Annotated in this window: 16 protein-coding genes and 1 pseudogene; 3 read left to right on the forward strand and 14 right to left on the reverse strand. The window is 58.4% G+C overall.

Features of this window, described 5'->3' with window-relative positions:
• Positions 1 to 10 precede the first annotated feature (10 nt).
• The 5 genes from SGN16_RS18870 to SGN16_RS18890 form a co-directional block, all read right to left on the reverse strand.
• The gene (locus SGN16_RS18870) at positions 11 to 1,255 is read right to left on the reverse strand and encodes an OprD family porin (RefSeq protein WP_335944536.1); all 1,245 of its coding nucleotides are present in this window, start codon (positions 1,253 to 1,255) and stop codon (positions 11 to 13) included.
• A gap of 206 nt (positions 1,256 to 1,461) precedes the next feature.
• Positions 1,462 to 2,391, reverse strand: coding sequence for a dihydrodipicolinate synthase family protein (locus tag SGN16_RS18875; protein WP_335944367.1), 930 nt, complete (start codon positions 2,389 to 2,391; stop codon positions 1,462 to 1,464).
• Positions 2,392 to 2,525: 134 nt separating this feature from the next.
• Positions 2,526 to 3,917, reverse strand: coding sequence for an MFS transporter (locus SGN16_RS18880; protein WP_335944368.1), 1,392 nt, complete (start codon positions 3,915 to 3,917; stop codon positions 2,526 to 2,528).
• A 129-nt stretch (positions 3,918 to 4,046) separates the two neighbouring features.
• Positions 4,047 to 4,898, reverse strand: coding sequence for an IclR family transcriptional regulator (locus SGN16_RS18885; protein WP_210639516.1), 852 nt, complete (start codon positions 4,896 to 4,898; stop codon positions 4,047 to 4,049).
• Between the two features lie 415 nt (positions 4,899 to 5,313).
• Entirely contained in the window at positions 5,314 to 6,354 is a 1,041-nt protein-coding gene (locus SGN16_RS18890) for a zinc-dependent alcohol dehydrogenase family protein (protein ID WP_335944369.1), read from the reverse strand.
• Positions 6,355 to 6,469: 115 nt separating this feature from the next.
• Between SGN16_RS18890 and SGN16_RS18895 the strand changes: the two are divergent.
• Positions 6,470 to 6,868: pseudogene (locus tag SGN16_RS18895) on the forward strand (OprD family outer membrane porin); the annotation flags it as partial.
• A gap of 224 nt (positions 6,869 to 7,092) precedes the next feature.
• Here the strand turns inward: SGN16_RS18895 and SGN16_RS18900 are convergent.
• The 9 genes from SGN16_RS18900 to urtA all read right to left on the reverse strand — a co-directional run bounded on the left by SGN16_RS18900 (position 7,093) and on the right by urtA (position 15,889).
• Complete coding sequence (locus tag SGN16_RS18900) at positions 7,093 to 8,136, reverse strand: AAA family ATPase (protein WP_335944370.1); 1,044 nt, start codon at positions 8,134 to 8,136, stop codon at positions 7,093 to 7,095.
• A gap of 3 nt (positions 8,137 to 8,139) precedes the next feature.
• Entirely contained in the window at positions 8,140 to 9,183 is a 1,044-nt protein-coding gene (locus SGN16_RS18905; RefSeq protein WP_335944371.1) for an aliphatic amidase, read from the reverse strand.
• Positions 9,184 to 9,197: 14 nt separating this feature from the next.
• Entirely contained in the window at positions 9,198 to 9,545 is a 348-nt protein-coding gene (locus SGN16_RS18910; RefSeq protein ID WP_335944372.1) for a zinc ribbon domain-containing protein, read from the reverse strand.
• Positions 9,546 to 9,581: 36 nt separating this feature from the next.
• Entirely contained in the window at positions 9,582 to 10,811 is a 1,230-nt protein-coding gene (fmdA, locus tag SGN16_RS18915; protein ID WP_335944373.1) for a formamidase, read from the reverse strand.
• 151 nt (positions 10,812 to 10,962) lie between these two features.
• Entirely contained in the window at positions 10,963 to 11,652 is a 690-nt protein-coding gene (gene urtE, locus SGN16_RS18920) for an urea ABC transporter ATP-binding subunit UrtE (RefSeq protein ID WP_335944374.1), read from the reverse strand.
• Between the two features lie 10 nt (positions 11,653 to 11,662).
• Positions 11,663 to 12,421, reverse strand: a complete 759-nt coding sequence (gene urtD, locus SGN16_RS18925; protein WP_003203582.1) for an urea ABC transporter ATP-binding protein UrtD — start codon at positions 12,419 to 12,421, stop codon at positions 11,663 to 11,665.
• Positions 12,418 to 13,605, reverse strand: a complete 1,188-nt coding sequence (urtC, locus tag SGN16_RS18930) for an urea ABC transporter permease subunit UrtC (protein WP_335944375.1) — start codon at positions 13,603 to 13,605, stop codon at positions 12,418 to 12,420. Before urtC ends, urtD begins: the two co-directional genes overlap by 4 nt.
• Positions 13,606 to 13,615: 10 nt before the next feature.
• Positions 13,616 to 14,533 (reverse strand): urea ABC transporter permease subunit UrtB, encoded by a 918-nt coding sequence (urtB, locus tag SGN16_RS18935; protein ID WP_003203586.1) that lies wholly within the window; start codon positions 14,531 to 14,533, stop codon positions 13,616 to 13,618.
• Positions 14,534 to 14,644: 111 nt separating this feature from the next.
• On the reverse strand, positions 14,645 to 15,889 hold the full coding sequence (gene urtA / locus SGN16_RS18940) for an urea ABC transporter substrate-binding protein (RefSeq protein ID WP_003203587.1): 1,245 nt from the start codon (positions 15,887 to 15,889) through the stop codon (positions 14,645 to 14,647).
• A 320-nt stretch (positions 15,890 to 16,209) separates the two neighbouring features.
• Here urtA and SGN16_RS18945 point away from each other — a divergent pair, with 320 nt between their 5' ends.
• Together SGN16_RS18945 and SGN16_RS18950 are read left to right on the forward strand one after the other, a co-directional pair.
• Complete coding sequence (locus SGN16_RS18945; protein WP_335944376.1) at positions 16,210 to 19,602, forward strand: ATP-binding protein; 3,393 nt, start codon at positions 16,210 to 16,212, stop codon at positions 19,600 to 19,602.
• The gene (locus SGN16_RS18950) at positions 19,577 to 20,269 is read left to right on the forward strand and encodes a response regulator (RefSeq protein WP_335944377.1); all 693 of its coding nucleotides are present in this window, start codon (positions 19,577 to 19,579) and stop codon (positions 20,267 to 20,269) included. The genes SGN16_RS18945 and SGN16_RS18950 overlap by 26 nt, the downstream gene beginning before the upstream one ends.
• Positions 20,270 to 20,309: the final 40 nt, after the last annotated feature.

Here is a 20,309-nt window from a genome sequence, read left to right on the forward strand (position 1 = left end):
GCAAACGATTCTAAAGAATACCCAAGGGGTAACTGATGATCACGCGATTCTCATCGTAATCCAGGCTGTTGAATCCACGGCGTACACTTGAGTTACGCCAACGCAAGGCCAAATTTTTCAGCCGACCGCTCTGGATCACATACCCAAGCTCACTCTCCCGCACCCACTCCGACCCATTTTCGACGCGTTGCAACCTCACATCGTCGCCGTGAACATAACGGGTCATAAGCGACAATCCCGGTACGCCATAACCGGCAAAATCCAGGTCGTAGCGCAGTTGCCAGGATCGCTCTCCAGAGTTATCGAAGGCATGGTTGAACGTATTGTTCGCCAGGTAGATACCTCCAGTACCGGAGACTCTCATCCAGCCAGTCTCACCGCTGACCTGTTGCCAACCAAGACTGAACGTGTGCTGATCAATGCCCAGGCCAACCATCAATGACGCCGTGCGATTATCCAAACGACCAGCTTTGGCGGCACCGTCGTGCTTACCCCAGAAATACCCCAGGTTAGTATTCAATGCGACGCTCGAGGATAACGACCAGCGCTGGTTCAGACCGACATAATGCTGCTGGTAGATATCCTTCAACTGCCCACTCCATAGACGAAATGTGGTGTTTTTAGATGCTGAACGGTAGTCGGCCCCCAAATAGTTGAACGCGTCGCTATGAGCACTACCGAAAGCCAGATCCTCCATGGATGAATCGTTACGCAGGCTGGTTTTATTGAATTGCCCGGCGAAAAGTGTCCAGTACTTCACATCCTGCGAAGACAACTGCGTCCCTTCGAACGTTTGTGGCAATGCGCGAAAATCGTCGGCGGTGATAATTGGCAGATTGGGCATCCATTCGCCTACCTTCAATTCGGTGGCGGAAATTTTCGCTTTAAGGGCGACGCCAAGTCGGCCAAAGCTGCCCGCCGGCTCCCCATCACCATCCTTAGGCAACAACAACGCACCATAACGTCCCGCCCCACCGTCCAGCTTGACGGCATACTTGCCCAATACGTCGGCACCCACACCCACGGTACCCGAGGTAAAGCCGGATCGAAGATCGAAAATAAAACTCTGTGTCCACTCCCGTGCCTGGCCCTGTACGGCATCAGGCGCAGTGAAATGACGTTCGAAGAAGAAATTTCTGAGGGTTAGCGTTGCCTTGCTGTCATCAACCAAACCTTGGGCGAACACCCGAGGCGACAGCAATCCGACGCACAATAAAGTGCCAGCGAGACGCAGCGTTATTGTTTTCACGACCATGATTCCCCTGTTGTTGTTATTGAAGGGCACACGCGGTCTGCTCTCCCCCAGGAAACGACTTATCGAATCGCGCAAGGGATGGAGCTGATCGATGGTTGGATCGGATATTTCAGTAGGTGCTAATCGAGCAAAAGGGTCCCGAGATCACGGAACCCTGTTCGGCCAGGCACAACAGGAGGGGCGCATTGTCAGCGCCCCTCCTCGGGTCAGATCAGCCCAGCGGAACGCAAGGCGTCGGCGATCTCGCGATCAGCACCTTCCGCCAGTGGCAGCAACGGCGAACGCACCGTGGCGTGGTCCAGAATGCCGCGCGCCACCAGGCCATGCTTGAGCGCCACCGTGCCTTCCATGTGAGAGCCACGGTGGTAGACGTTGCGCGTAACCGGCAGCAATTTGTCATGGATGGCGCGAGCGGCCGGATAATCCCTGCGCTTGCCGGCGGCGATCAACTCGATCAACGGCTCAGGCGTCAGACTGCCGTAGCCCACCAACGCCCCGTCCACATCGAACATGGTGTGCAACAGGTACTCATCATGGCAGGTGAGGATCTGCAGGTCCGGAACCTCACGACGTACCACTGGGATCTCAGTGTCCCAACGGCGCATGTTACGCACGCCGTTCTTCATGGCGAAAACCCCTGGCTGCCTGGCGATTTCCAATTGAGTTTCCAGGTCATAGGTGGCCTTGGTCACATCTGGATACTGGAACAGAATCAGCGGCAGACCGCTGTGCTCATAAATCGCCCGATAACGATCCTGTGCGGCTCCCTTCTGGTAGCCAAAACGCAGCCAGCCATGAGAGGGATAAACCAAGCCCGCGCTGGCACCAGCGTCAACGGCACGCTGGGCTTCTTCAGCTGCCACTTGGGTGCCTTCCCCTGTGATGCCGGCAATGATCGGGATCCGCCCGCCAACCGACTCCTTGAAGCTCTGAATCACCGCGGCTTGCTCGGCTTGGGTGAGGAACGTGCCCTCGCCTGCGTGCCCCAGCACCACCAAGCCCTTGACTCCATCGAAGCTACCCAACCAGGAACCCAACTTCTGGATCGCGTCATGGTCGACCTTGCCGTCACGGGTAAACGGAGTGACTGGAGCCGGTACCAGGCCTTTTAGATCAATCGTGTTCTTAGTACTCATTTTATTTCCTCTGGTTTACTAAGTGTCCGCAACTGACGCGTGCAGGAACGCAAGCAATACAATCAAATATCACTTGAGGTTTATTGGAAAATTAAGTGTGCAGCTAATTAATCAATGATCCGGCGCAACATTTATCAAGGGGAAAGTTCCTCCAGTATTCGCCCCTTGGTTTCAACAGCAAATAATGCAGTGACACAACCGGTGATGATTAATATCACTGCGAATATTCCAAACACATAATGCGCACCGACATTGGATACTGTCAGCCCCACCACCAACGGCCCAGTGGCGGACCCCAAGCGCAACCAGGCACTGCCCAGTCCGGTACCCAATGCACGCAGGCGCGTGGGATATAGCTCTGCCGAGTAAAGATAAAGTGAGAACGTAACGGTTTGCACCAGTGCGTACCCAAGGCCGGCCAAGAGCAGGATCTGCAAGGGTGACGTCGCACCAGTCAGCGCCAGGACCGACAAGGGAATTGCAGCGAGAAACAGCGCTCCCATATACCAGCGGCGACGACCGACCTTGTCGATTAACAAGGCACAGATAACAGCTGCAACCACGCCAGCACCCGAAGTGATGAAGCCATAGGCCAAACTGGTGTCCAGAGGCAGATTGAAATGCTGGCGATAAAGCGTTGGCAACCAAGTGATCAAACCATTGGCAACCATGTAGGCACCAAACCACATTGCCCAGATGACCATGGATCGTTTGAAATACATGCCATGGAACAGTTCACGCCAACCTTGGGCCCCTTTGGGTTTTTCTATCTGTGGCACTTCTACAGCGGGCGCAAGTTGCTTGCCTGCTTTCAACACGCTGTTTTCCAGGCGCGTCACAATGCGATCGGCCTCCTGCAGCCGGCCTTTGGAGGCCAACCAACGTGGCGACTCGAAGAGAAAGAAGCGCAGGGGGATCAAAATCATGGCAGGGACAAGGCCCACCGCGAACATGGCCTTCCAGCCGTAGATCGGTACCAGCAGGTAACCAATGATTCCCGCACCTACCAAGCCGAGGAGGAACATGACTTCATAGAGTAGAAAAAACTTGCCGCGCTTTTTCGAGCCGATCAGTTCATTGACATAAGCGCTGGCGACCGGCACCTCGCCTCCCGTGCCGATGCCTTGCAGGAAGCGGAATAGGATCATGGAGCCGGCGCTCCAGGCGAACAGGCAGGCCACGTCCATGGCAACGAATAGAAGAATGGTGAACGTCAGTACTTTCATCCGACCAATACGTTCCGCCAACCAGCCGAAAAACACGGCTCCGAATAACTGGCCGAGGTAACCGAACGAAAGAATCATGCCGATCTGGGTCGCGCTCAGATTCCACTCTTTGGCCAGCACGGGCATTGCATAGGCAATCGCGATGACCGTATAGCCGTCAAAGAACGTGGCGGCACCAATAATATTCCTGGCCCAGAAGACTTGCCGGGTAATAGGCAAGCGCTCAAGTCTCGCACTTATATTCGCTTGGCTTTTAAGCCCATCAATCCCGGGCTCTGTTTCTAGGTTCTGCATCAACATGGCACTTCCTTTCTTATTTTCAATATTGTCGGGGCGTGCAGGTGCTAGCGTTGTGATATTCACAATGCTTGAAACTCATTGAGGCAATAGACGGGCTTTAACTTGAACCCGCGCGTGAACGACTAACGTTTAGAAGTTCGAACCGATACTTCCATTGGCCTCCAATGCCTTGCCGATGTCCTTGGCGGCTTCCAGGGTAGAACTCAGGGCACGGCTTTTAAGCTCCTGCGCAGTACACCGGACCGAAGGAGCGGCAATACTGATCGCCCCCACCGGGTATCCGTCGATATCCAGCACGGGGACCGCGAGAATTCTCAATCCATCGGTGAACAGCGATTCGGTCAAGACGAAGCCATCGTCGCGAATTTGCCCGAGCAGTTCGGCCAGCGGACGCTCCAGGGCATGTGGCTTCATAATAAATGGCGTCGTCGGCGTGAGTTCCTGGACTTTCTGCACCTGTTGCTCCGGCAGGAAGGCAAGGATCGACTGGCCGATAGCTGTCTGGGTTGCAGGCACCGTGGTGCCGATACGGATATCCACACCCAACCGGGTGATGCCCGCCCGCACCCGCTCCAGATAGAGCACATCGGCGCCCTGCAGGACGGCAAAGCTGGCAGCTTCACTGGTTTCACTGACCAGGCCTCGAAGGATAGGCCGCACGATGCTGCGCAAGTCTGTCCGGGCAATGGCATGAAAGCCCAGATCCAGCACCTTGAGCGTCAATGCAAAACGGCGGCTTTCTGGAATTCTTGAGACATACCCCAAATCGACCAAGGTATTGAGCATACGGAAGGTGGTACCGGGATCGAGATCAGCGGTTACGGCGATCTGACTCAAGGTCAATTCATCGTTTTCGGCAGTAAACGACTCCAGTACGCGAAAACCCTTGGCTAAGGATTGAACGGTACTTCGGGCCTTCTTTTCATCCCAGCCCTGGATCGAATCGGCGCTGCGTTCTGAATGTTTTGGAGTCTTGATCATTTTTTTCGCTCTTTTTGATTTTTTCGGATTGCGAAATTATTTTCTTTCGATTAGGATATTATTTTGGCAGCGCCTTGTCCTATATCTATTGAGACAAGATTTTATTATTTATATGTTTTTTGGCTATATCGGATGACAGCCCCCCCGCCGTTCAGCACTCAGGCCTGGACAGTTGGACGCTTTCGATAAGTGAGAATTGAACGTTCGTCGACCCGAACAATCACCGACCTGACACGATGCACTTGCAAACGCGCTCGAATGCCAGATGAAAAATATTTTTCATCTGGAGCTTAAAACGTCTGATTTAGGGGCCCCTGCTTTCCCACTCTGAGATGCAGGCAACGAATTGCCTGCATTCCTTCATCCTCCCGCCCACTAGAACGCAATCGATAGTGGAGAACGTCACCGTTACCACTTAGAACTCCGTCACAACCGTAACACCTGTCGTGTCAAACCGGTCCATGTTCATGAGCGCATCAATGGACTGCTCAAGGCTGATGGTCTTGCCGACCAGCTTTTCAGGCGCCAGCTTGCCGGACGTGATCATCTCCAGCATCGCGCCGTAACGGTGAGCCTGCATGCCATGGCTGCCACAGATCTCCAGCTCGTAGGCAATGACCTTGCTCATTGGAATCGCCGGCGTGCTCTGGTCGGCCAGCATCAAACCGACCTGGACATGCTTGCCTCGCCGTCTCAGATTATTGATGGAGTTGAAGCAGGTGGTTGGATGACCGAGAGCATCCAGCGAAACGTGCGCGCCGCCCTTGGTGATTTCAAGTACCGCCTCAGTGACATCAGCGACGCGGCTCTCATTGACGGTAGCGACGGCACCGAGCGATTGGGCCAGCTTCAGTTTGTCGTCCGAGATATCGATGGCGATGACGTTCGCTCCGATCGCTTGGGCGATCATGACAGCGGACAGCCCCACCCCACCGCAGCCATGAACCGCCACCCACTGACCTGCCGTGACCTTGCCTTGATCGACAACCGCACGGAACGACGTGACGAAACGACAGCCAAGACTCGCCGCCGTGGCGAAATCCATGCTTTGAGGCAGCGCGACCAAGTTCAGATCCGCCTTGTGAATCCCCACATACTCGGCGAAAGACCCCCAATGGGTGAAACCGGGCTGAAATTGGCTGTGACACACTTGTTGGTTGCCGCTATTGCACTCCGGGCAAGCACCACAACCACCGACAAAAGGAACGGTGATGCGATCGCCAACCTTCCATCTTGTGACATCTTTGCCGACCTCAGCCACGATTCCTGCCAACTCGTGACCGGGCACATGAGGCAACCGGATGTCAGGGTCATGACCTTTCCAGCCATGCCAGTCGCTTCGGCATACGCCGGTGCCGAGCACTTGAACCACGACACCATGAGGCTCAGGCGTCGGGTCTTCGACCGTCATCAAACGTGGGGGTTGGGAAAAGGCTTCGTAAACTACGGCTTTCATGAGGATCCCTCTGCTTTAGAAAAGCGCTGTACGCGAATGCGACCAAGCGGCTCGGGGTCAAGCGACTATCGGGTGGCCAATACAGTAGCTGATCCGCGCCATGCCTGGCGCGCGCGCTGCCGGCCTGCAGCAAGTCAGCGGCGACAGCGATGCGGTCTGGTTGAACCAGGGTGACGGCTCTACCGCCTACTTCATGACGGAATCGATGATCGGCAAGTTCCAGCGCGCAGGGGAAACTACCTGGCAGGTTCGCTATGGCTATGATTTCGCCAAGGTCGGGGTTCCCGGCTTGAGTTTCCTGGGCATGTACGAAAGCGGCTCGAACATCCGTACCCCCACCGGCGACAAGAGCGAGTGGGAGCGCAACCTGACGGTGAGTTATGTCATCCAGCAAGGTCCGCTCAAGGACCTGAGCATTGCCTTGCGTCACGCCTCATTGCGCACCGAAGTGTCTACGCAACGGGACAGTGATGAGCATCGGGTGATCGTCAGCTATCCGTTGAACATTCTGTAAATGCCGACACGCTGGGTGATGCGCATCGTCACCCAGCGTGGTGCGACAGCGATTCCCGAGGCTATAGCGTCAGCTTGATTCGTCGTAGAACTACCGCAAGAAAACGGCCAAAAGTTTGCACCGGCTGAATCCTCGACTGCTGAACTCGACAAGGAGACACTGAATGCTGGTCAGGATCGCCGGTAAGCGGGATATCACGGCGGACCGCGATCCAGTGTCGTCTCTTACGACAATGGAACAACCTTGAGCCGGTTTGATTCGACCGTCGCAGTCATCTGCATTGCCTGCGGATAAGCCAGCAAACATTCAGCGATGGCAGGCTCCAGCTCAACCCTCACTCGCCTTGTCAGGGCCCGAGCACCGAAGCGTGGGTCATGCTTTCGGCACAGCCAGTCGCTTGCCGCAACGTCCAGGAGCAGCGTACGGCGATGCTGATCGAGACGTTGGTTGAGTTTGCTCAGTTCGATCTGCAACAACGCTTCCAGCCATTGGGTTTCGATACGTTGGAAAACCAGGATGCGATCAATACGGTTTAGAAATTCCGGTTCGAACCAGGCGTGCAACGCTAGCTCCAACATAGCCTGCTCACCTTGTGGGGCGATGCCGAGCCAGCGCCGCCAACCGCGTGAGAAACGTTCCCTGTAGGTGGTCGCTTGCCGGGCTCCAATGTTGCTGGTCATGAAGATCAGGCTATTGCGAAAATCCAGCGTTCGGCTACCGCCCGCCAAGGTCAGTTGGCCGTTTTCAAGAATGCCCAACAAGCTGCGCACCACTTCCTTGCTGGCCTTTTCCAGTTCATCGAACAGCACGATGCCTGGGCGACTGTAGGTGCCTTGAATCAATTCGCTATTGAACAGACTGACGCCCTCTTTACTCCCCACATAACCAGGTGGCGCTCCGATGAGCGCCGCCGAGTAATGCTCCTGGGCCAAGGTGTGCATGTCGATGCGACAAAAAGCATCGGCGCGACCGTGTATGGCCAGAGCCAGCAGACGGACGATTTCGGTCTTGCCGACACCGGTCGGCCCCATGAACAGGTTTACCGTCAACGGCCTCTCGCGTTCACCAATATCGACCTTAACCACGTTTAGCAACGCCTCGACCGCGCTCATGGCGTGTTCTTGGCCGACAATTCGACTGCGCAACAACGCCATGACTTGGGCGGGGTTGAAGACGAAACGCGAGGTGAACAAATCTGCTGCCGGTGATGCGCTGGTCAGGTTAGGCTGTAGGTGGTTTGGGTCGATGCGATCATTCACGAAAGGCATGGTTTAGCCTGCGTTTTTTTCTTTACCGTCGTGGGGAAGCTCTCCCACCGGGCAATGAGCCACGCCGACGGTGCTACGGGTAAGTTTTTCGACGTTTTCCTGAGCTTTCTGCGCATCCAGTACCCAGGTGCGGTAAAAGTCGAACGGGCAGTCAGCCACGCCCTTGTCGCCGTCCCCGGAGTTATAGACCCCGGTGTAACCGCGATGCAGCAGCTTGAACAAATGATTCTGTGATTGGTCGTTCGCTCGCGCATCGCGGATTTGCGAAACGGATAATTGTGCGTACTGAATGCCCATTTCCTCTTCACCGCATTCGCCCAGGGTGCGACCGTCGAAGCCAATAATCGCCGAGTGACCAAAGTAGGAATAAACCCCATCGAAGCCGGCAGCGTTGGCCACTGCCACATAACAACTATTGGCCCAGGCCATGCTCTTGGACATCATCACCTGCTGCTCTTTAGCCGGGTACATATAGCCTTGGCACCGGACGATCAACTCCGCACCCTTCATTGCACAGTCGCGCCAGATCTCCGGGTAGTTGCCGTCATCACAAATGATCAAGCTGATCTGCAGGCCCTTGGGACCCTCGCAGACATGGGTTCGATCGCCCGGATACCAGCCTTCAATGGGGCACCAGGGAATGCACTTGCGGTACTTCTGGACGATTTCGCCCTGGTTATTGATCAACACCAACGTGTTGTAAGGGGCTTTGTGGGGATGCTCTTCATGGCGTTCACCGGTCAGCGAAAACACCCCCCACGTGTCAGCCGCACGGCACGCGGCGGAAAAAATCGCAGTCTCTTCGCCTGGAATACTGGCGGCAGTCGCCATCATCTCATCGCGGTCGTACATGATGCCCATGGTGCTGTATTCAGGAAACACCACTAGGTCCATGCCGGGGAGGCCGCGTTTCATACCGGTGATGATGTCGGCTATCTTGCGGGCGTTTTCAATGACCTCGGCCTTCGAATGCAGACGCGGCATTTTGTAATTGACGACGGCGACACCCACGGTGTCCGGGCTGCTGGAAATATCACCATGACGCATGAAACTTACCTCTGTTAATGGCTGATCATCCAAGGTCTGGAGCCGGTTTTACTCTTGAGCCCTTGTGGATTTTCTTTGGTCGGGGCCAGCGGTTTGTTCGGTGCGCAACAACTGCACCCACTGGGATGACGACGGTTCTGCTGGTACTCGCCAAGCGTCTGCGGCGCGTGGACACTTCGCTCGTTGGTCGCCATGGCCTGGCGTTGACTGCTCGACAACGTCGTCAGTGCCGGCGCAGACAACAGCAACCGCCCTCCTGGGCCCGCGCAAGATGGGCACTGGCACGACTCGTGCCGTTGGGCCATAGGCCGCAACATTGTGAAAGAGCCACAGGTTTGGCATTCGTACTCATAGGTCGGCATGGCGCTCTCCAGACATTGATCGAGCTCGGACGTGTCTCAAAGGTCCGGGGCGATCGGCAGATCGATACTGCCGTCGAGGTGTTTGATGGGGCCGTTGGCATTGGGGTTGATGTCGAAGTCGAAGATTTCGGTGGGTAACCAGAGAGTCGCGCAGGCGTTGGGGATGTCGACCACGCCGCTGATATGCCCTTGCACTGGCGCAGAGCCCAACAGTGCATAGCCTTGGGCGGGCGAATAACCAAACTTGGTCAAGTAGTTGATCGCATTCAGGCAGGCCTGGCGATACGCGACATTCACGTCCAGGTAGTGCTGTTTGCCGGCTTCATCCACCGAGATACCTTCAAAGATCAGGTAGTTCTGGTAGGTCGGGATGATCGGGCTGGGTTTGAACACCGGGTTCTTGATCCCGTACTTGGCCATGCCGCCCTTGATCAGCTCGACTTTCATATGCACCCAGCCGGCCATCTCGATAGCACCGCAAAAGGTGATCTCGCCGTCGCCCTGACTGAAGTGCAGATCCCCCACCGACAACCCGGCGCCTTTGACGTAGACCGGGAAGAAAATCTTCGAGCCTCGGGACAGGTCCTTGATATCGCAGTTACCACCATGTTCACGCGGCGGCACGGTGCGTGCGCCCGTGGCCGCGGCATCATCCCGGGCCTGGCCTTTGAGCTTGCCCATGTGCGCGGTGGCGGCCAGCGGGGCGTTGGCCAAGGGCGGCACGCGGGTCGGGTGGGTGTCGATCAGCTCCTGCTCGCGGCGGTTCCAGTCGCCGAGCATTACCGGGTCGGGCAGGCAACCGATCAATCCGGGGTGGATCAGGCCGGCAAAGTTGACCCCGGGAATGTGCCGCGAGCTGGTGAACATGCCTTTGAAATCCCAGATGGCTTTCTGTGCGCTGGGAAAATGCTCCGTGAGGAATCCGCCACCGTTCTGCCGCGAGAAGAAACCGTTGAAACCCCACATGGATTCGGCCTTGGCGCCGATGTCCAGCAGGTCGACCACCAGCAGATCCCCCGGCTCGGCGCCATGCACGCCCACCGGACCGGACAGGTAGTGCACGGTGGACAGGTCGACGTCACGCACATCCGAGGCGTCGTCGTTGTTCTTGATCGCGCCGGCGGTCCAGTCATAGGTCTCGAGAATAAAATCATCCCCAGGCTTGACCCAGCAGGCCATGGGAATGTCCGGATGCCAGCGGTTATGAATCTGTTCGTTCTCGGTGGCGGGCTGGTTGAGGTCGACTTTGATCAAGGTATCGGTCATGGCGAAGCTCCTGAACATTAGGGATGTACCGCGTTGGAACCAGTCTCGAATGGCGGCACGAATCGGCCAATACGTTGGATGACGTACCCCAGAACTGGCTTGACAGCTGCTACAAAGGGGGCCAATAAACCATCGCGTCGCCCAGCCGCACTTACACGCAGAGGTAGCGACTGATGGTGGCTTCGTCGACCTTGTCCCGGGTCTCTTCAATCACGAAGCGGCCCTTCTCGATCACCAGGAAGCGGTCGGCGATTTCCAGGGTGAATGACAGCACCTGCTCGGAGACCACAATGGTCAGGTCGCGCAGGTTGCGGATCTCTTTCAAAGTGCGGGCGATATCCTTGATGATCGACGGCTGGATGCCCTCGGTGGGTTCATCGAGCAACAACACCTTGGGATTGGTCGCCAGCGCCCGGGCAATGGCCAGTTGCTGCTGTTGCCCGCCCGAAAGGTTGCCCCCCTTGCGCAAGCGCATGTCGTGGAGTACCGGAAACAACGCATAAATATCTTCGGGCACCTGGCCCCGGGCCGATGCCGGCAGGCCGGTCTGAATGTTTTCCAACACCGTCATGCTGGGGAAAATCATCCGTCCCTGAGGCACATAGGCGATACCGTGCTCCACCCGCTCGTGGGTTTCCAGGTTCGAGACTTCCTGGCCATCGACGCTGACCTGCCCCCGCCACTGCGGAAGGATGCCCATCAAGCTCTTGAATAGCGTGGTCTTGCCCATGCCGTTGCGTCCCATCACGGCGACGATTTCGCGTTTGGCCACGGCTAGGTCGAGGTCGTGGAGGATCTGGCTCTGGCCGTAACCACAGGACAGCTTGTCTACGTTGAACATGCCTGCTTCCTCAATGGCCTAAATAGACTTCGATGACTTTCGGGTTGTTCTGCACCGACTCCATGCTGCCCTCAGCCAGGACCTTGCCCTGGTGCAGCACCGTGACCTTATGGGCGATGCTCTTGACGAATTCCATGTCGTGTTCGATCACCAGCACCGAGCGTCCCTGGCTGATGCGCTTGAGCAGCTCCGCAGTCTGTACGCGCTCGTTGACGCTCATCCCGGCGACCGGTTCATCGAGCATCAACAGGTCAGGGTTCTGCATCAGCAGCATGCCGATCTCCAGCCACTGCTTCTGGCCGTGGGACAGCAGGTCGGCCTGCTGCTGCAGCAGTTCGCCGAGAAATATCTCCCGCGCCACCTCTTCAACCCGGGCAATCACGGCGGCACTGCGTTTGAAAAACAACGCGCCAAACACCTTGCGCCCCGCCGGGTAGGACATCTCCAGGTTCTCGAACACCGTGAGGTTTTCGTAGATCGACGGGTTCTGGAATTTTCGCCCGACACCGGCACGGACGATGTTGTACTCGCGCATCTTGGTCAGTTCCTTACCATCGAACTGGATGCTGCCGCTGGTGGCGCGGGTCTTGCCGCAGATCAGGTCGAGTACCGTGGTCTTGCCTGCGCCATTGGGCCCGATCACCACCCGCACTTCATTGCGGTCGATGTACAGGTTGAGGTTGTCCACGGCCTTGAAACCGTCGAAGGACACCGTCAGCCCCTCGATAACCAGCACCGGCTTGTTCATTTGAAAACCCACGGCGGTCATGGCTGCGTCTCCAGCGAAGGACGTTCAGGAGCCGGAGTCGGCAGCGCAGTGCGCGGCGTCTCCGGCAGGGGCGCGGCAACGGCAGCTTGCTGCGGGGTACGCCGCAATAAACGGCCAAGGGTCAGGCGGCCATGGCTGTCCCAGAGTCCGGCCAGGCCGTTGGGAAAGTACATGACCACGGCAATGAACAGCCCGCCCATCAGGTACAGCCATAGCTCGGGGAAGGACTCGGAGAAATAGGTCTTGCCGTAGTTCACCAGCAAGGCCCCATACACCGCGCCGAGTAGCGACATGCGCCCGCCGACGGCGGCAAAGATCACCATCTCGATGGACGGCACGATGCCGACGAACGAAGGCGACATGAAGCCCACCTGCAAGGCGAACATGGCGCCGCCAATGGCCGAGAAGGCAGCAGCGATGCAGAACACGAAAATCTTGAAACTGGCCACGTCATAACCGGAGAAGCGCACCCGCTCCTCTTTGTCGCGCATCGCCATCAGCAGCCGCCCGAGCTTCGACGCGAGGACGAAGCGGCCGATGAAAATGCAGCCGAACAGCAGAGCCGCGTTAATGAAGTACAAAAGCAACTTGGCGCTGTCGCTGCGCAGGTCCCAGCCGAGCAACGTCTTGAGATCGGTGATGCCATTGACCCCGCCGGTCAGGCCCTGCTGGCCGACGATCAGCACCGTGAGAATCAGCGCGATGGCCTGGCTGACGATAGAGAAATAAACATCCCCCACCCGCCGCTTGAACAGCGCCATGCCAATGATGAAGGCCAGCACCACCGGCACCAGGATCACCGCTAACAGGGTGAAGCTGAAACTGTGGAACGGCACCCAGAGCCACGGCAGTTCGGTGATCTGGTTCCAGTCCATGAAATCCGGAATGCCCGGCGTCGACTGGATTTTGGTGCTCTGCGGGTCGGAGGCTTCGAGCTTGAGAAACATCGCCATGCAGTAGCCGCCGACGCCGAAAAACACCCCTTGCCCGAGGCTGAGAATGCCGCCATAGCCCCAACACAACACCAGACCGACAGCAACGAAGGCATAGGTCAGGTACTTGCCCACCATGTTCAGGCGAAAGGCATCCAGGGTCAGCGGGAAGACCACGAAAATCAGAAGCGCCAACAGGGCCACTCCCAACAGGTTCTGCTTGCCCGCCAGCATCTTGTCTAAAAGCTTCATCGGCTTGCCTCTACTTGCGCACTTTGATGGAGAACAACCCTTGAGGGCGCAACATCAGGATCAGGATCACCCCGGACAGGGTCAGTACCTTGGCCATCGAACCACTGAGGAAAAACTCCGAGATCGATTGGGTCTGGGCAATGACGAACGCCGACGCAATAGTGCCGAACAGGCTTTGTGCGCCGCCGAAGACCACCACCAGGAAGGTGTCGACTATGTACTGCGAGCCCGCGGTGGGCCCGGTGGAGCCAATGGTGGTAAAGGCCGCGCCGGCAACCCCCGCGACACCACAACCAAGGGCAAAGGTCATGCGGTCGACCTTGCGCGTATTGATGCCCACGGCACGGCTCATCAACCGATTCTGTACCGTAGCCCGTACTTGCAGACCCCAGCGTGAGCGGTAGAGCAAGAGGAAAATGGCCCCGGTGAGCAGCAGGGTCAAGGCCATCATGAACAGACCGTTGCGCGGGATCTCGATGGACTCGGTGAAGTTGAACGAGCCCATCAACCACTCCGGCGGCGTGGCGCTGACTTCACGGGCGCCGAACACCGAACGGAAGGTCTGCTGCATCACCAGGGACAGCCCCCAGGTCGCCAGCAGTGTGTCCAGCGGACGCTTGTAGAGCCGACTGATCATCGCCCACTCCACCAGCCAGCCAATGGCCCCGGCCACCAGAAACGACAGGGCGATGGCGATGAAAAAGTAATAGGGTTGAAACCACGGGGTGAAATGGCTGGTCAGGCTCGAACAGACATAGGTGGTGTAGGCGCCGATCGTGAGGAACTCGCCGTGGGCCATGTTGATGACCCCCATCTGGCCGAAAATGATCGCCAGCCCCAATGCCATCAACAGCAGCACGCAGAACACGGACAAGCCGTTGAACCCCTGCATTGCCGCGATGGCACCAAATTCCGATAGCCATTCCATGATGATGGACTCCTGCTGAAGGGAGGATGTGGAAAACCGTTGGGGCCCCATCGCCAGCCAGCTCCTACACAACGCCCGTAGGAGCTGGCTTGCCAGGGGTGGCGCCAGCCCTTACTGGTAGCCTTTAGGAAAAGGATTCGGTTCGATCAGATCGGACTCGTACACCACTTTGAACTGGCCATCGGGCTGTACTTCACCGATACGGGTCTTGCTCCACAGGTGATGGTTTTCATGCACTTTGACGTAGCCTTCAGGCGCGGTTTTCAGCTCGATGCCCGGCGAGGCTGCCACCACTTTGTCGACATCGAAGCTGCCGGCTTTTTCCACGGCAGCCTTCCACAGCCATGGGCCCAGATACGCGGCCTGGGTCACGTCACCGATCACCGAATCCTTGCCGTACTTGGCCTTGAAGGCGTCGACGAAGGCTTTGTTGTTGGGGTTGTCCAGGCTCTGGAAGTACTTCATCGAGGCATAGAAACCGGCCATGTTCTCGCCGCCGATGCCCAGCAACTCATCTTCGGTGACTGAGAGAGTGAGCAAAGTCTGCTTGGCCGAATTGACGCCCGCCGCATTGAGTTGTTTGTAGAAGGCCACGTTGGAGCCACCCACCACTGCGGCGAACACCACGTCGGGTTTCTTCAGCTTGACCTTGTTAATCAGCGAGCCAAACTGGGTGTTGCCCAAGGGGTAGTAGTCTTCGCCGACCACGGTACCGTGCAGCACGTTTTCAATGTGCTTGCGGGCGATCTTCATCGAGGTGCGTGGCCAGATGTAATCCGAACCCACCAGGTAGAAGGTCTTGGCGCCCTTGGTCTTGGCGATCCAGTCGAGGCTGGCGAGGATTTGCTGGGTGGCTTCCTGGCCGGTGTAGATCACGTTCTTCGACTGCTCCAGCCCCTCATAGAAAGTCGGGTAGTACAGCAGGCCGTTTTCTTTCTCGAAAATCGGTAGCACGGCCTTGCGCGAGGCCGAGGTCCAGCAGCCGAACACTGTGGCCACCTTGTCATTGACCAGGAGCTTCTTGGCCTTCTCGGCGAAGGTCGGCCAGTCGGAGGCGCCGTCTTCCTGAATCACCTTGATCTGCCGACCGAGGATGCCGCCTGAAGCGTTGATCTGCTCGATGGCCAAGCGTTCGGCCTGGATCGAACCGGTCTCGGAAATTGCCATGGTACCGGTGGCCGAGTGCAACTGGCCGACCGTGACTTCAGTGGCGGTCACCGCCAGGCCGGTGCTATTGGCCTCGTCCGCCCATACACCCTGGCTGAACACACTGGCAGCCAATAACGACAGGGCCGCAGCCCCTAGCGCCAAGCGGCGCGGCAACAGGCCTTTAGTCCGGATCAATGGTGGTTGCATGCTGCTACTCCTCTGCGGTGACGCTGGTGGTACGCCCTATGGCGGCCAGCAACGGTGGTGGTATCAGCATGGAGGGGCGTCTCGACGACGGGTATACGCAGCCTGACGTAAGCGCGTACGTCATTTGACGTAGGGAAAAATGCACCAAGGCGGCGCAGGCTATTGCTCCAGGTCCCGACCGACCGGCACTGCGCGGACGCGTGCGCAGGCACCAGCTGGCGCGGCAAGACGGCGTGGTGCAGGGCATGAAAATTGCTCGGCTATCCGCCACGGGCACACCCGCCAGGCACGGAGCGCCTTGACCCCAGGAGTCTTTCACCGTGCTTCCACCTGGCACCCAGCGCATCGCCAAGATCCGTCGCGACTACAACAGCTGGGTCGCCGACGAAACCATGGAAGACTACGCCCTGCGTTACACACCAAAGTCCTTTCGCAAGTGGTCGGAACTGCGCATTGCCAACACCGCCCTGGGCGCGGTGTCGTTCCTGGCCCTGGAGGCGATTGGCGGGGTACTGGCCCTGAGCTACGGCTTCACCAACACCTTCTGGGCAATCCTCGCCGTGAGCCTGATCATCTTCCTCACCGGCCTGCCCGTCAGCTACTACGCCGCCCGTTACGGCGTCGATATGGACCTGTTGACCCGCGGTGCCGGCTTCGGCTACATCGGCTCGACCATCACCTCGCTGATCTACGCTAGCTTCACCTTTCTGTTCTTCGCCCTGGAAGCAGCGATCATGGCCCTGGCCTTGGAGCTGTACTTCCATATCCCATTGGCCTTTGCCTATGTGATCTGCTCCGTGCTGGTAATCCCCCTGGTGGCCTATGGGGTGACCCTGATCAGCCGGCTGCAACTCTGGACCCAGCCGCTGTGGCTGGTGCTGCTGGTGTTGCCCTATCTGTTTGTGCTGCTGAAAAACCCCGAGGTCTTCAGCGACTGGACCAGTTTCCGGGGCCGTGATGCCAGCGGCGACTTCAATCTGCTGGCGTTTTGCGCAGCCTGTACCGTGGCCCTATCCCTGGTGACGCAGATCGGCGAACAGGTCGACTACCTGCGCTTCCTGCCGGAAAAAACCGCGGCCAACCGCAAGCGCTGGTGGGCCGCCCTGCTCTGCGCCGGCCCCGGCTGGATCCTGCCCGGCGCCCTGAAAATGTTCGCTGGCGCCTTCCTGGCGTTTCTTGCTCTGCAACACGAGATCCCCATCGAGCGCGCTACGGAACCGACCCAGATGTACCTGGTGGCCTTCGGTTATGTGTTCGCCTCGCCGGAATGGGCCCTGGCGGCGATGGTGCTGTTCGTCTTCGTCTCGCAGATGAAGATCAACCTGACCAACGCTTACGCCGGTTCCCTGGCTTGGTCGAACTTTTTCGCCCGAGTCACCCACAGTCACCCCGGCCGCGTAGTTTGGCTGGTGTTCAATGTGGCGATTGCCCTGATGCTGATGGAGCTGGGGGTATTCGACGTCATCGACCAGGTGCTCGGTCTCTACGCCAACATCGCCATCGCCTGGATCGGCTCGGTGGTCGCCGACCTGGTGATCAACAAACCCTTGGGATTGTCACCGAAACACATCGAGTTCAAGCGCGCTCACCTCTACGACATCAACCCGGTGGGCGTCGGTTCCATGCTGATTGCCTCGCTGCTGTCGGTCCTCGCCCACTTCGGTCTATTTGGTGCGCTGGCCCAGGCCGCTCCGCCCTTCGTTGCCCTCGGCACCTCTCTGGTCATGACCCCGCTGCTGGCCTGGGCCACCCGCAGCCGCTATTACATCGCCCGCACCAGCGATCCGCTACTGCTGCAACCGGTGGCACCGAGCACGCAGATCACCTGCGGCCTGTGCAGCAACCCGTTCGAAACTGCCGACATGGCTTTCTGTCCGGCCTACAGCACGCCCATCTGCTCACTTTGCTGTTCCCTGGACGCGCGTTGCGGCGATCGCTGCAAACCCCACGGGCGTCTGTCGGCGCAGTTCGAAGCGCTGTTGCATTGGCTGCTGCCCAATGCCACGGTGCCACGCCTGCACACCCGGCTAGTGCATTACTTGGGCCTGCTGCTCGCGCTGATCCTGATGCTCAGCGGCGCTCTGGCGCTGATCTATGGCCAGGCCTCTCAGGGGCTGCCTCACTCGCCGCAAGCCCAGGCGACGCTGTACCAGGCATTTTTCAAGGCCTTCCTGACGCTCTCGGTACTGGCGGCCATCCTCGCCTGGTGGGTGGTTCTGACGCGGGAAAGCCGCCGCGTGGCCCAGGAAGAATCGGACCGCCAGACCCTGCTGCTGATGCAAGAAATCGAAGCCCACCGCTTGACCGACCAGGCCCTGCAAGATGCCAAGGAGGCTTCCGAGGCGGCCAACGCGGCCAAGAGTCGCTACGTCACCGGACTGTCCCACGAACTGCGTACGCCGTTGAACAGCATCCTCGGTTTTACCCAGATCCTGCAGCGCGATGCGGCCATGCCGGAACAGCATCAGGATGCCCTGGCGACCATCCTGCGCAGCGGCTCTCACCTGCTGTCGCTGATCGACGGCCTGCTCGATGTAGCCAAGATCGAGGCCGGCAAATTGCGCCTGGAACCGACGGAAATCCCCTTCCCGGAACTGATCCACGATCTGGAGCTGATGTTCACCCCACAAGCCCGGGACAAAGGGTTGCGCTTTCGCCTGGAGCTGATCGGCAAGATACCGGCGGTAGTGCGGGGCGACGAAAAGCGCGTCCGGCAGATCCTCATTAACTTGTTGGGCAATGCGGTCAACTTCACCGACAGCGGTGAGGTCTGCCTGCGGGTCAGTTACATGCGCGAGACGGCAACCTTCGACATCATCGACACGGGTATCGGCATCGACCCCGAGCACATCGAGCGAATCTTCCAGCCTTTCGAGCGCGGTGATCTGATGCGCCAGGACAAGGGCGTTGGCCTGGGCCTGACCATTACCCGCATGCTCACCTCGCTGATGGGCGGCGAGTTACAGGTCAAGAGTCAGCAGGACAAGGGCACCTGTTTCCAGGTGCGCCTGTTTCTCTCGCAAGTACGGGTGCCACAAGCGGTGATCCATGTCGAACACGACATCATCGGCTATCAGGGGCCGCGGCGTCTGGTGCTGGTAGTGGACGACCATGTGGACCATCGCAAGGTCCTCAGCGGCATGCTTACGCCCCTGGGCTTTGAGGTGATCCAGGCCAGCAACGGCCAGGAAGCGATTCGCCAGGTCGCCCTGCTGGGGCCGGACCTGATCCTCATGGACCTGTCGATGCCGACGATGGATGGCTGGGAAACCAGCCGGCTGATCCGCCGCAATGCGTTGTCCACGGCACCGATCATCGTGATATCGGCCAATGCCTTTAACGACGAGCGCGAGCGCAGCCTAGCCAGTGCCTGCAACGACTACCTTGCCAAGCCGGTACACACCCCGGAGCTGCTCGAACGGATCCAGCAGCAGCTCGACCTGCACTGGCTGCGCCGCGAAAAACCAGCCCCTGCGACATTCCCCGAACCAGGGTTATTGCCCTCAAAGCCTGACCTCATCGCCCTCGGCGAACTCAGTGCCATTGGCTACGTACGCGGTCTGCACGAAAAGCTCGACGCCATCCAGGCCGAGACGCCAGCCACCGCCCCTTTCATCAGTTCGCTACGCAAGCTGCTGAAAAACTTTCGCTTGGACGAAATCAACCGCGCCCTCAAGGAGGCAGAAGATGAATGTATTGACCACAGTCGCTGAACCCGGTGTCGTGCTGATTGTGGACGACACCCCGGACAACCTCGCCATGCTCTCCGACGCCCTCAACGATGCCGGCTACATGGTGCTGGTGGCCCTCGACGGGCTCAGCGCCCTGAACCGCATCGAACGCCGGCGTCCGGACCTGATCCTGCTGGATGCGATGATGCCGGGCCTGGACGGTTTCGAGACCTGCCGGCGGATCAAGGAGCAACCGGCCAACGCCGATATTCCGGTGCTGTTCATGACCGCGCTGACGGAAAGCAGGCATGTGGTCCAGGGCTTTGAAGTGGGTGGCAGCGACTACGTGACCAAGCCGATACAGACCGACGAAGTGCTGGCCCGGGTCGCCGCACACTTGCGCACCTCGCGCATCCTGCTGTCGGCCCGAGCGGCGTCACAGCCAACCGCGCCGAGCCTGGATGACGAGCCGGCGCAGAGGGTGTTGTCGGCACGATTTCAGCTCACCGGTCGGGAAGTCGAGGTTCTGCGCTGGGTGGCCTGCGGCAAGACCAACCGCGACATCGGCACCATTCTTGATCTGAGCCCACGCACCGTGAACAAACATCTGGAGCATGTGTATGTGAAGTTAGGTGTAGAAACGCGCACAGCAGCGACCTCCGTGGCCTTGTCGGCCATGACCGATTCTCGCAACAGTGTTTCAAGGTAAGCCACGATAACCAGATGTATTGTTGGATGAGCACTAGCTG

This window comes from Pseudomonas sp. G166 (assembly GCF_037027455.2).
GTDB lineage: Bacteria > Pseudomonadota > Gammaproteobacteria > Pseudomonadales > Pseudomonadaceae > Aquipseudomonas.